10 protein-coding genes are annotated in these 12,302 nt (G+C 68.5%); 4 read left to right on the forward strand and 6 right to left on the reverse strand.

Features of this window, described 5'->3' with window-relative positions; translation table 11 throughout:
• The 6 genes from CIK77_RS13505 to CIK77_RS13530 form a co-directional block, all read right to left on the reverse strand.
• On the reverse strand, positions 1-1,065 hold a 1,065-nt coding region (locus tag CIK77_RS13505; protein WP_114347267.1), incomplete at its 3' end, for an ABC transporter ATP-binding protein.
• A gap of 133 nt (positions 1,066-1,198) precedes the next feature.
• Positions 1,199-1,519, reverse strand: a complete 321-nt coding sequence (fdxA, locus tag CIK77_RS13510) for a ferredoxin (RefSeq protein WP_087055121.1) — start codon at positions 1,517-1,519, stop codon at positions 1,199-1,201.
• The gene (locus CIK77_RS13515; protein ID WP_087055120.1) at positions 1,516-2,886 is read right to left on the reverse strand and encodes an FAD-dependent oxidoreductase; all 1,371 of its coding nucleotides are present in this window, start codon (positions 2,884-2,886) and stop codon (positions 1,516-1,518) included. The genes fdxA and CIK77_RS13515 overlap by 4 nt, the downstream gene beginning before the upstream one ends.
• A 15-nt stretch (positions 2,887-2,901) precedes the next feature.
• Entirely contained in the window at positions 2,902-3,744 is an 843-nt protein-coding gene (gene cobA, locus CIK77_RS13520) for a uroporphyrinogen-III C-methyltransferase (protein WP_087055119.1), read from the reverse strand.
• Positions 3,741-4,481 carry a phosphoadenylyl-sulfate reductase gene (locus tag CIK77_RS13525; protein ID WP_249268600.1) on the reverse strand — a complete coding sequence of 247 codons (741 nt, stop codon included), beginning with the start codon at positions 4,479-4,481 and terminating at the stop codon, positions 3,741-3,743. Before CIK77_RS13525 ends, cobA begins: the two co-directional genes overlap by 4 nt.
• Positions 4,478-6,199, reverse strand: coding sequence for a nitrite/sulfite reductase (locus tag CIK77_RS13530; RefSeq protein ID WP_087055118.1), 1,722 nt, complete (start codon positions 6,197-6,199; stop codon positions 4,478-4,480). Before CIK77_RS13530 ends, CIK77_RS13525 begins: the two co-directional genes overlap by 4 nt.
• 162 nt (positions 6,200-6,361) lie before the next feature.
• Between CIK77_RS13530 and CIK77_RS13535 the strand changes: the two genes are divergently transcribed.
• From CIK77_RS13535 to CIK77_RS13550, 4 genes are all read left to right on the forward strand, one after another.
• On the forward strand, positions 6,362-7,423 hold the full coding sequence (locus CIK77_RS13535; protein WP_087055247.1) for an enoyl-CoA hydratase/isomerase family protein: 1,062 nt from the start codon (positions 6,362-6,364) through the stop codon (positions 7,421-7,423).
• A gap of 84 nt (positions 7,424-7,507) precedes the next feature.
• Entirely contained in the window at positions 7,508-8,335 is an 828-nt protein-coding gene (locus CIK77_RS13540) for a TIGR03620 family F420-dependent LLM class oxidoreductase (RefSeq protein ID WP_087055117.1), read from the forward strand.
• A gap of 171 nt (positions 8,336-8,506) precedes the next feature.
• Positions 8,507-10,243, forward strand: a complete 1,737-nt coding sequence (locus CIK77_RS13545; RefSeq protein ID WP_087055116.1) for an ABC transporter ATP-binding protein — start codon at positions 8,507-8,509, stop codon at positions 10,241-10,243.
• Positions 10,240-12,300 (forward strand): ABC transporter ATP-binding protein, encoded by a 2,061-nt coding sequence (locus CIK77_RS13550; protein WP_087055115.1) that lies wholly within the window; start codon positions 10,240-10,242, stop codon positions 12,298-12,300. The genes CIK77_RS13545 and CIK77_RS13550 overlap by 4 nt, the downstream gene beginning before the upstream one ends.
• The last annotated feature ends 2 nt before the right edge of the window (positions 12,301-12,302 follow it).

Below are 12,302 nucleotides of genomic sequence, written 5' to 3' on the forward strand. Positions count from 1 at the left end.
CAGGGCGCCGACGAGCTCACCTTCCTCGACGTGACGGCCACCGTCGACGATCGCGTCCCCCGATTCCGCTGCCTGCGTCCGGCCGTCCTCCGCAGCATCCGGCACGGCGGCAGCCGGTGCATCAGCCGCGGTCTCTTCCGCTTCCCGCGACGGAAGCGCGGCCGTCTGGCGGGTGGGGCGGCCGTTGACGAGGTCGAGGAAGACGTCTTCGAGGCTGGCGCCGCGCTGATGCAGCACCGACAGGGCGATCCCCGCTTCGGCGGCGCTCTTGCCCAGGTCGCGCGCCCGTGCGTCGCGCACGTTCACGCCGCTGCGCAGCACCTCGAACTCGTAGCCGCCCTCGCGCAGCACGCGCGACAGCTTCTCGCGGTCGGGGGAGTCGACCACGACGATCGGATCGACGTCGGCGAGGTCCTCGATGTTGCCGGAGAAGACGAGCTTGCCGTTCGAGACGATCAGGATGCGGTCCGCGATCTGCTGCACTTCGCTGAGCAGGTGCGACGACATCAATACGGTGCGGCCCTCGTCGGCGAGGCGGCGCATCAGCAGGCGCATCCACCTGATGCCCTCGGGGTCCATGCCGTTGACCGGCTCATCGAAGACGAGCATACCGGGGTCGCCCAGCAGCGCCTGCGCGATGCTGAGGCGCTGGCGCATGCCGAGCGAGTAGCTGGCGATGCGCATGTCGGCCACGTCGCTCAGGCCGACCAGGTCGAGCACCTCGCGCACGCGGGGCAGCGGGATCCCATTCGACTTGGCAACCGACGTGAGCTGGCGCGTGGCGGTGCGGCGCTGTTTGAACGTGGGCGTCTCGAGCACGGCGCCGACGGTGCGTGCCGGATGGGAGATCGACGAGTACGTCGACCCGCCGATGGTGGCTTTGCCTGACGACGGTCGGATCTCGCCGAGCAGAATCCGCAGCGACGTCGTCTTGCCCGCGCCGTTCGGGCCGAGTACGGCCGTCACCACACCGGGCTCCACCCTCGCCGTCAGGTCGGACACAGCGGAAACGTCGCCGAAGACCTTCGTCACGCCCGAGAACTCGAGCACCTTGCCGTCGGCCATGCGGCCTCCTTCGCGTCGTCTATCCTCTCCATCTTGGCGGATAACCGCGAAAAATCACGAACGTGTTCCGTTCAGCGCGCCCGAACGGGCGGGTCCGCGGCGATCGCCGCTCTGATGCGGGCCCCGCCTGCCCTCACTCGGCCTGCGGCGGCAGGGCGGAGATGACCGGATGATCCTTCTCGATCACGCCGACCTTGGCCGCGCCTCCCGGCGAGCCCACGTCGTCGAAGAACTCGACGTTCGCGGTGTAGTAGTCCTGCCACTCGTCAGGCAGGTCGTCCTCGTAGTAGATCGCCTCGACCGGGCACACCGGTTCGCAGGCACCGCAGTCGACGCACTCGTCCGGATGGATGTACAGGCTGCGCTCCCCCTCGTAGATGCAGTCGACCGGGCACTCATCGATGCACGCACGGTCTTTGACATCCACGCAGGGGAGGGCGATCACATACGTCACGGCACCAGAGCCCCGCTCCGCGAGGCGGCGACCTGCTCGTCGCGCGGCACGACCTTCACCCGTTCGCGCGTGTGCTCGTGGCCCTCGCCGAGGGCGCGCTCGTGGGCATCGAGCGCCAGCCAGCCGTCCCACGTGGTGTATTCGGTCTCGCGCTCTTCCAGCAGCTCGAGCACGTCGCCGTGCACGGAGGGTTCGCTCAGAGCGCCCGACTCGGCGTCGGCCACCAGGTGGCCGATCGTCTCGAGCGCGTCGGACTTGGTGTGTCCGATCAGACCGACGGGGCCGCGCTTGATCCATCCGGTCGCGTACAGTCCGCTCTCGCCCGCGACGCGCCCCTCGTCGTTCGGCACGACGCCACGGCCGGTGTCGAAGTCGGCGCCGGAGACCCGCGTGCCGTAGTAGCCGACGGCGCGGTACACGGCCTGCACCTCGTATTCGCGCTCCTCGCCGGTCGGAACGACTGTGCCGTCGGGGCCGGGTGCCGTGCGGGCGAACCGCAGGGACTCGACCCGGTCGGAGCCCGAGAGCTCCACGGGCGAGTGCCAGAAGTGCAGGTGGAGCCGCCGAGAGGCCCCGCCTGCGGGCTGCTCGCGCCACTTGTTCAGCGTGCGCAGCATGATCTTGACCTGGTTGTTCGGCGCGGCGGCCGGGTCGACGCCGTCGAAGTCCTCGTCGTGCAGCACGACGTCGACATCACGCAGTTCGCCCAGCTCCCGCAGCTCGATCGGCGTGAACTTGATGTCGGCAGGTCCCCGCCGACCGAACACGTGCACGTCCGTGACGGCAGAAGAATCCAGGCCGGCCAGCACATTGTCCGGCACCTCTGTCGAGCGGAAGTCCTCGGCGTGCTTGGCGAGCACGCGCGCCACGTCGAGCGCGACGTTGCCGTTGCCGATCACCGCGACCGACTGCGCCTCGAGCGGCCACGTCCTGGGGACATCCGGATGACCGTCGTACCAGGCCACGAAGTCCGCCGCCCCGTACGAGCCTGGCAGTTCGACGCCTGGCACGTCGAGCGCCGCGTCGCGCAGGGCGCCCGTTGCCAGGATCACCGCGTGGTAGCGCTCGTGCAGCTCGTCGAGCGCGATGTCACGGCCGACCTCGACGTTGCCGATGAACCGGATGATGCGTCCTGCCTCGTCGTCGCCGTTCAGCATCTCGTGCAGAGAGTTGACGATGCCCTTGATGCGCGGGTGGTCGGGCGCCACGCCGTAGCGGATCAGGCCGTAGGGCGCGGGGAGCGACTCGAACAGGTCGATCTGGATATCGCCGCCGCGGTCCGCGACTGCGCCGGCCAGCAGGTTGCCTGCGTAGATTCCGGCGGGTCCTGCGCCGACGATCGCGACGCGGAGGGACAGAGAGGTCATGGCGTTGAGGGCCTTTCAGGAGACGAGCGAGGGAAGAACGCGTGCGTCGGGTGCTGCAGCTGCTGCGTGCGGGCTGAGCGAGACGACGTCGCCGACCACGACGACGGCGGGGGAGCGCACCGACTGCGCGGCCGCGAGGTGTGCGATCGTTGCGAGGGTGCCGATCGTGACGCGTTCGCCCGGGCCGAAACCGTCCTCGACGATGGCGACGGGGCAGTCGGCGCCGCGATCGCCTGCGGCCAGCACGTGCGCGGAATGGGCTAGCGTGCCGATGCCCATCAGCATCACGACCGTGTGGTCGGTGCCGCCAGGCACCTCCTCGATCTGATCGTGCGCACTGACCACGGTGAACCCCGCGGCGACGCCGCGATGGGTGAGCGGGATGCCCGCGACGGCCGGAACCGAGACGGCGCTGGTGACGCCTGCGACGACGTCGACGACGATGCCCGCGGCCTCGCAGTGCAGCTGCTCTTCGCGACCGCGGCCGAACACGAACGGATCGCCGCCCTTGAGGCGCACCACGTTCCGCCCGGCGGAGGCGAGCTCGACGAGCAGAGCGTTGATGTCGTCCTGCGGCACCCGGTGCAGACCGGGCAGTTTGCCGACGTCGATGATCTCGGCAGCCAGGACGATGCCCTCTGCGGCGAGCTGGGCGAGCACCGCACGCGCCCCGAGCCGGTCGGCGACGATCACGTCGGCGCGCTCCAGGGCGCGCAGCCCGCGCAGCGTGAGCAGGCCCGCGTCTCCTGGGCCTGCTCCGACGAGCGTGACCCTGCCTGGTGCGCGCGACGCATCCGGTTCCTGCCGCGGCTCCGCGACATCCGGGCCCGCTTCGATGAGATCCGCAGCAATGCTCATAGGTGCAGCCCGCACTCTGTCTTGGCCAGACCGGCCCAGCGGCCGGAGCGGGGGTCGTCGCCTGCAGCGACCGGCTTCGTGCACGGGGCGCAGCCGATCGACGGGTACCCGTTCGCGATCAGCGGGTTGACGGGCACGTCGTGCGCTGACGCGTACTCGATGAGGTCGTCGAAGGTCCAGCCGGCGATCGGGTGCACCTTCACCAGCTGATTGCGCTCGTCCCAACTGATCAGCGGTGTGTGCGTGCGGTGGTCGGTCTCCTCGCGGCGGACGCCGGCCAGCCACACCTCGTAGCCGCCGAGGGCGAGGCGCATGGGCTCGACCTTGCGCATCGCGCAGCACTGTCCGGGATCGCGGGCGAACAGCTCTGCGCCGTGCTCGGCATCCTGCTGGGCGACCGTCTGGGCCGGGGCGACGTCGATCACGTTGACATCGACCTCGCGCGCCACCTCATCGCGGGTGAACAGCGTCTCGGCGAAGTGGTAGCCGGTGTCGAGGAACAGCACGTCGACGCCGGGGAGCTGCTGCGAGGCGAGGTGTGCGAGTGCGCCGTTGGCCATGGAGCTGGCCACGGCGACGTCGCGGGTGCGGAAGTTCTCCGCGACCCACGCGAGGATCTCATCCGGTGTCGCCTCGTCGTCCTGGCCGCTGCGCAGCTGCCTCGTGCCGCGTGCGACGAGGTCGCGCAGCTCGTCGGCCGAGCGGCGTGCGGTGCCGATCGTGACGGGAACGCTCACTGCAGGGCCTCCTCTTCTGCGTCGTGCGCCCACTTCGCGAAGGTCTCGCCGTCCGCGCGGTCGTCGAGGTAGCGCCGGATGACGCGCTCGGCGTAGTCGGCGATGCCGGAAGCCTCCACTTTGAGGCCGCGCACGGTTCGGCCGAGACCGGCTTCCTCGCGGTCAGGCGAGGCGAGGCCTCCGCCGAGGTGCACCTGGAAGCCGGGCACCTGCTCGCCGGCGGAGTTCGTGATCAGCTGGCCCTTCAACCCGATGTCAGCGATCTGGATCCGCGCGCAGGAATTGGGGCATCCGTTCACGTGCAGTGTGATCGGCTGGCCGATCTCGGGTTCGAGTTCGCCGAGCCGCTCCTCGAGCTGTGCGATGGCGTCGGCCGCGTTGATCTTCGTCTCGACGATGGCGAGCTTGCAGTACTCGATGCCCGTGCAGGCGATGGTGCCCCGGCGGAACAGGCTGGGCCTGGCCGCCAGCCCGAGTCCGTCCAGCCCGGCGATCAGGGGCTCGACCTCGTCCTCTGCGACGTCGAGCACGAGCAGCTTCTGGTACGGCGTGGTGCGCACTCGGCGCGAGCCGTGCGCTTCGGCGAGGTCCGCGAGCGCGGTGAGCATCTCACCGGAGACGCGGCCGACGGTCGGAGCCGCCCCCACGAAGAATCGGCCGTCCTTCTGCTTGTGAACGCCGACGTGGTCGCCGAGGCCGCGGGGGCGCGGTGCGGCCGGACCGTCGGGAAGGGGCGCGTCGAGGTACTCGGTCTCGAGCACCTCGCGGAAGCGCTCGACGCCCCAGTCGGCGAGCAGGAACTTCATCCGCGCCTTGTTGCGCAGCCGGCGGTAGCCGTAGTCGCGGAACACCCTGGTGACGCCGTGCCAGACTTCGGCGACGCGCTCCGGGGCGACGAAGGTGCCGACCCGCTCGCCCAGGCGCGGCACGGTCGACAGGGCGCCGGCGACCCACAGGTCGTATCCGATGCCGAGCTCGGGATGCTCGACGGCGACGAAGGCGCAGTCGTTGATCTCGTGCACGACGTCCTGGCTGGGGTGGCCGGTGATCGCGGTCTTGTACTTGCGGGGCAGGTTCGACAGCGACTCGTCGCCGATGAATCGCTCAGCGATCTCGTCGATCTGCGGCGTCGGGTCGATCAGCTCGTCCGCTGCGATGCCCGCAACGGGAGAGCCGAGGATGACGCGCGGCACGTCGCCGCAGGCCTCGGTGGTGCTCAGCCCCACGGCCTCCAGTCGCCGCCAGATCTCCGGCACGTCTTCGACGCGCACCCAGTGCAGCTGCACGTTCTGCCGGTCGGTCAGGTCGGCGGAGCCGCGGGCGAACTCGGTGGAGATCTCGCCGATCACCCGCAGCTGTTCGGTGCTGAGCCGGCCGCCGTCGATGCGGACCCTGAGCATGAAGTACTCGTCTTCGAGCTCGTGCGGCTCGAGCTGAGCCGTGCGCCCGCCGTCGATGCCCGGCTTGCGCTGCGTGTACAGGCCCCACCAGCGGAACCGGCCGTGCAGGTCGGTCGGATCGATCGAGGCGAAGCCGCCTTCGGCATACTCGTTCTCGATGCGCTCGCGCACGTTGAGACCGTTGTCTTCGAGCTTGAACTCCTCGTTGCCGTTCAGGGGCTCTGTGCCGTCGACCTTCCACTGCCCGTGCGGTTTGGTCGGTTTGCGGGCCGTGCGCGTACGAGCGCCGCGAACGGTCGTCGGCTGCTGGATGGTCATAGCGCCCCCTCGATGAATGGCTGTCTGCCAACGTACGGCCGGCCGGCGCAAGGGCCCACTCTCTTGCGAAATGTGAAGTCACACGGGGAAACACTTCCGTCACGAAGGAACGGATCCGGCGTGAGCGACTCTGGCTGATCCGGACGCACTAACGTGGCAGGCGTGACAGCATCCGAGCCCAGCGATCAGGTCCTGCTCTCCTCGTCAGGCGGGCTGGGACGCATCATCCTGAACCGGCCGCGGGCGATCAACGCGCTCACCCCGGCCATGATCGAGCAGGTGAGCGGAGCGCTGGGCACGTGGCGGACGGATCCGGATGTCGGGCTCGTCCTGCTGACGGGAGAGGGCGAGCGGGGGCTGTGCGCCGGCGCCGACGTGCGCGCGCTGCACCGGGTGCTCGTCGACGGAGAGACCGAGGCTGCCGACGCATTCTTCCGCACCGAATATGCGACCAATGCCCTCATCGGTGAGTTCGCCAAGCCGATCGTCGCCGTGATGCACGGGGTCACGATGGGCGGCGGCATCGGTGTGTCCGGCCATGCGGCCGTGCGCGTGGTCACCGAGACCTCGCAGCTGGCGATGCCGGAGACGCGTCTCGGTTTCACCCCGGATGCCGGTGGCTCATGGCTGCTCTCCCGCGCGCCCGGCCGGCTCGGCGAGTACCTGGCGCTCACCAGCGACACGATGGACGCCGCAGACGCGCTGCACTGCGGGTTCGCCGACTTCTTCGTGCCGTCAGAGCGCGTCGGCGACCTCGTCGACGCCTTCGAGACCCGCGCCGACCCGCAGACGCCGGCCGAGCTGATCATGCTGTTCGATGAGACGCCAGAGTCGTCACGGCTGGCGAGGGAGCACGAGTGGATCGATGACGCCTTCGCCGCGGACACGGTCGAGGAGATCGTCGAGCGGCTGCGAAGGATCGGCGGACCGCGGCCGGAAGCAGCACTCGAGGCGCTCTCGGCACGCGCGCCTCTTGCACTGAAGGTGACGCTCGAGGCCATCAGGAGGGCCCGTGGGATGTCGACTCTGCGCGACGCGCTCGCACAGGAGTACGGCCTGGTGTCGTGGTTCGTGAGCAGCCGGACCGACTTGTCCGAGGGCATCAGAGCCCAGGTCGTCGACAAGGACTTCCGGCCCGACTGGACGCCGGCGACGCTGGCGGAGGTGTCGCAGGAACTCGTGGCGGAGGCGTTCGCGCACCGACCGACCGCGCCGCTGTGGTGAGCACCGCAGCGCCCGAGCCGGAATAGCAGCCCTTCCGGCGCGTTGAGGCTGAGGGGGAGGACCGGAGACATGAGGGAGCGACGGATGACGACCACGCAGGACTTCGGAACGTACGGCGTGTGGCGCGGGGTCACCGGCATCGATGATGCCTTCGCGCAGGCGACGGAGCGGCTCGGCTTCGGCGCACTGTGGGTGGGCGGCTCGCCGTCCGGTGATCTGGAAGCGGTCGAGCGCATCCTCGACGCGACGGAGACCCTCACGGTCGCGACGGGAATCGTGAACATCTGGAAGGACGCCGCGACCGATGTCGCCGCATCGTTCCGCCGCATCGAGGAGCGGCATCCTGGGCGCTTCGTGCTCGGCATCGGATCGGGTCACCGGGAGGCGACGCCCGAGCGGGTGAAGCCGCTGTCGGCGATGCGCGAGTACGTATCGGTGCTCGAGACGGAGGGACTGCAGAAGGAGCAGATGCTGCTGGCGGCGCTCGGGGACAAGACCCTCGCGTTCTCCGCGGAGCGCACCCTCGGCGCTCACCCGTACCTCACCGTTCCGGCGCACACCGCGCACGCGCGCACCGTGCTCGGAGACGCGCTGCTCGCGCCGGAGCTGAAGGTCGTCGTGAACGCCGACCGCGACGAGGCCCGCGCGATCGCGCGCAGCTACCTCAAGGGCTACTTCGGTCTGCGCAACTACGTCGGCGCACTGGTGCGCTTCGGCATCGATCCGGATGACATCGCCTCGGGCGGTTCGGACGCCGTCATCGACAAGGTGGCGGCGAACCCGACGGCGGCCGCTGCGGTCGCAGGCGCGCGCGAGCATCTCGACGCGGGAGCCGACCATGTCTCGCTCCAGGTGCTCGGCGAGGACCCGATCGGGTCGCTCGAGCAGATCGCGGAGGAGACCGGGCGGTAGCCGCGTGATTCCGGACTGAGTGCGGAATCACCCCGAGATTTCGCCTCTGATCCGGGAATCTTCTTCGCCATGAGCGTACAAGCGTTCGGCAGGCTCCCGAACGTCGGAGGTTCGTGCCAAAGTGATTTCGGCGGCCATCGTTGGGGCCGCGCTCACCATCGGGGAACATCCGTGCTCATCAAACTGCTTGCCCGCTATCTCGGGCGCTACTGGCCGCTGCTGGTCGGTGTCCTTGTGTTTCAGTTCGCATCGGCGCTTGCTGCGCTCTTCCTGCCGACCCTCAACGCCGACATCATCGACCACGGAGTCGCCGTCGGCGACACCGGGTACATCCTGCGCAGGGGGTCGATCATGCTGCTCGTGGCGCTCGGGCAGATCCTCGCGGCGATCGTCGCGACGTTCTGTGCCGCGAAGTCCGCGATGAGCCTGGGGCGCGACATCCGCAACGACGTCTTCCAGCGGGTCTCGACCTTCAGCGAGCGCGAGGTGTCGCGCTTCGGCTCCGGCTCGCTGATCACCCGCAACACGAACGACGTGCAGCAGGTGCAGATGCTCGGCGTGATGAGCGCGACGATGCTCGTCATGGCGCCGATGATGGCGATCGGCGGCATCATCATGGCGCTGCGCCAGGACGTCGGGCTGAGTTGGATCCTCGGTGTGTCCATCCCCGTGCTGCTCGTTCTGGCGGCCGCCGTGATCGCACGCATGGTCCCGCTGTTCCGGCGCTACCAGACCCGGATCGACGCGGTGAACCGCGTCATGCGCGAGCAGCTCACCGGCGTGCGGGTCGTGCGAGCGTTCGTGCGAGAGACGATCGAGGAGAAGCGGTTCCGCAAGGCCAACACGGACATCTACGTCGTCGGCCGCAACGTCGGTTCGATGTTCGTGCTGCTGTTCCCGCTCGTCATGCTCGTGATGAACCTCACGATCGTCGCCGTCGTGTGGTTCGGCGGCATCGAGGTCAATGAGGGGAACGCTCAGATCGGCACGATCTTCGCCTTCATGCAGTACGTGGGGATGATCCTCGGCGGCGTCATGATGGCGAGCTTCATGGCGATCATGATTCCGCGTGCCGCTGTCTCCGCGGATCGCATCGGCGAAGTGCTCGATGCCGAGACCACTCTCGTTCCGCCGCAGAACCCCGTCACCGAGATGACCAGGCCGGGCCAGGTCGTCTTCGACGACGTCGAGTTCACCTACCCCGGTGCCGACCAGCCCATTCTCTCCGGCATCTCCTTCCGTGCCGAGCCGGGCGAGACGGTGGCGATCATCGGTTCGACCGGAGCCGGAAAGACCACGCTCGTCTCGCTCATCCCTCGTCTGTTCGACGCAACGGGCGGCACCGTCTCGGTGCACGGGGTCGACGTGCGCGAGGCCGACCTCGACACGCTGTGGAGCGGGATCGGACTCGTGCCGCAGCGGCCGTTCCTGTTCTCCGGAACGGTGAGGTCGAATCTGCGCTTCGGGCGTGACGGCGCCACAGACGACGAGCTGTGGGAAGCGCTCGAGATCGCTCAGGCCGCCGATTTCGTGCGGGAGAAGCCCGAAGGGCTCGACACTCCGATCTCGCAGGGCGGCACCAACGTCTCGGGCGGCCAACGGCAGCGCCTGGCGATCGCCAGGGCGATTGTGCGCCGCCCGGACATGCTCGTGTTCGACGACTCCTTCTCAGCCCTCGACCTCACCACAGATGCCCGCCTGCGGCAGGCACTGTGGCGGGAGCTGCCAGGCGTGACGAAGATCGTGGTCGCGCAGCGCGTGTCGACCATCACCGATGCCGATCGCATCCTGGTGCTCGATGACGGCAGGGCAGTCGGGGTCGGCACCCACGAGGAGCTTCTGGAGACCAGCGACACCTACCGTGAGATCGTCGAATCTCAGCTCGGAGCGACGGAGACCAGCGCATGAGCGACAATGCATCGGCGACGGACTCCCTCGCCGTCAGCGAAGAGGAGCGCCAGGCGCAGGAGGCGATGATCGCCGCGGGCGCCGGAGAGCCAGGCGCCATGGGCGGCAAACCGAAGAACTTCTGGCCCAGCTTCCGTCGGTTCCTCGGGCTGCTGGGGCCGCACGCGTGGGTGTTCGGCCTCGCGACGCTGCTGGGCGCGATCGGTGTCGTTCTGTCCGTCGCCGGCCCGAAGATCCTCGGCGAAGCCACCAACGTCGTGTTCGAGGGCGTCATCTCGCTGATGGTCGCCGACCAGTTCGCCGGCCTCTCGCAGGAGGAGGTCGTGGCCGCGCTCGAAAGCGCTGGCCAGCACGACTACGCCAACATGGTCGGCGCGATGCAGAACTTCGCGCCGGGCGCCGGTGTCGACTTCGAGGCGCTGCGCACCGTCGTCATCTGGGCGATTCTCGTCTACGTCGTCGGTTCGCTGCTGCAGTGGGTGCAGGGCTACATCATCAACGTCGTCATGGTGCGCACCATGTGGCGCCTGCGCGAACAGATCGAGCAGAAGATCAACAGGCTTCCGCTGCGCTACTTCGACAAGGTGCAGCGCGGAGAGCTGATCAGCCGGGTCACCAACGACGTCGACAACATGACGCAGACGCTGCAGCAGTCGCTGTCGGGTGCGATCACGTCGCTGCTGATGGTGGTCGGCGTGGTCGGCATGATGTTCTCGATCTCGTGGCAGCTGGCGCTCGTGGCGCTCGTATCGCTGCCGCTGATCGGCATCATCATGGGCGTCATCGGGCCGAAGTCGCAGAAGGCCTTCCAGATGCAGTGGCGCAAGGTCGGCCGACTCAACTCGCGCGTCGAGGAGTCGTTCTCCGGTCACGCGCTCGTGAAGGTGTTCGGTCGCGAGAAGGAGATCTCCGACGCCTTCCGCGAGGAGAACGAAGAGCTGTACCAGGCATCGTTCAAGGCGCAGTTCCTCTCGGGCGTGATGATGCCGTCGATGCAGTTCGTCGGCTACCTCACCTACGCGGGCATCGCCGTCCTCGGCGGGCTCATGGTCGCCAGCGGTCAGATCCGCATCGGCGACGTGCAGGCGTTCGTGCAGTACTCCCAGCAGTTCACACAGCCGCTCACCGAGCTCGGCGGCATGCTCCCCGTCGTGCAGTCGGGAACCGCGTCGGCCGAGCGGGTGTTCGACCTGCTCGATCAGGACGAGCAGGACCCGGATGATGATGACGCACCGACGGCGCCGGCTGGCGGCGCGGGCGTGATCGAGTTCCGAAACGTGAGCTTCTCGTACACACCGGAGCAGCCGCTCATCGACGATCTCTCCTTCCGAGTGGAACCGGGTGAGACTGTTGCGATCGTCGGCCCCACGGGGGCGGGAAAGACGACGCTCGTGAATCTGCTGATGCGCTTCTACGATCTCGACGGGGGAGCCATCCTGCTCGACGGGCAGAGCATCGGCGAGATGGCGCGCGGAGACCTGCGCTCGCGCACAGGCATGGTGCTGCAGGATCCGTGGCTGTTCGCCGGCACGATCCGCGACAACATCCGATACGGCAACGAGAACGCGACAGACGAGGAGATCCTCGAGGCCGCGGAGGCGACGTACGTCGACCGGTTCGTGCATTCGCTGCCTGATGGTTATGACACTGTGCTCGAGGAGGACGCTGCGAACGTGTCGGCTGGTGAGCGTCAGCTGATCACGATCGCCCGCGCGTTCCTGCGCCGTCCGCAGGTGCTGATTCTCGATGAGGCCACCAGCTCCGTCGACACCCGCACCGAGCTGCTGCTGCAGCAGGCGATGGCCGCGCTGCGGAAGGGGCGCACTTCGTTCGTGATCGCGCACCGTCTCTCGACGATCCGCGACGCCGACCTGATCCTGGTGATGGAGCACGGGTCGATCGTCGAACAGGGCAGCCACGATGAGCTGATCACACGGCGCGGCGCGTACTGGCGGCTGTACCAGAGCCAGTTCGAGCACGCGGCGGTCGACATCGACGCGGAGGAGGCTCCTCCGGCGACCGGCGAGGTGTCTGTGGTCGAGGCGTCGGAGGCCTGACG

Origin of the sequence: Microbacterium sp. JB110 (assembly GCF_003335195.1) — a bacterium.
Classification (GTDB): Bacteria; Actinomycetota; Actinomycetes; order Actinomycetales; family Microbacteriaceae; genus Microbacterium.

Coding starts and splice junctions, on each gene's coding strand:
- CIK77_RS13515 (WP_087055120.1), bottom strand. CDS start 2,886: ATGACCTCTCTGTCCCTCCGCGTCGCGATCGTCGGCGCAGGACCCGCC.
- CIK77_RS13550 (WP_087055115.1), top strand. CDS start 10,240: ATGAGCGACAATGCATCGGCGACGGACTCCCTCGCCGTCAGCGAAGAG.
- cobA (WP_087055119.1), bottom strand. CDS start 3,744: ATGAGCATTGCTGCGGATCTCATCGAAGCGGGCCCGGATGTCGCGGAG.
- CIK77_RS13540 (WP_087055117.1), top strand. CDS start 7,508: ATGACGACCACGCAGGACTTCGGAACGTACGGCGTGTGGCGCGGGGTC.
- CIK77_RS13530 (WP_087055118.1), bottom strand. CDS start 6,199: ATGACCATCCAGCAGCCGACGACCGTTCGCGGCGCTCGTACGCGCACG.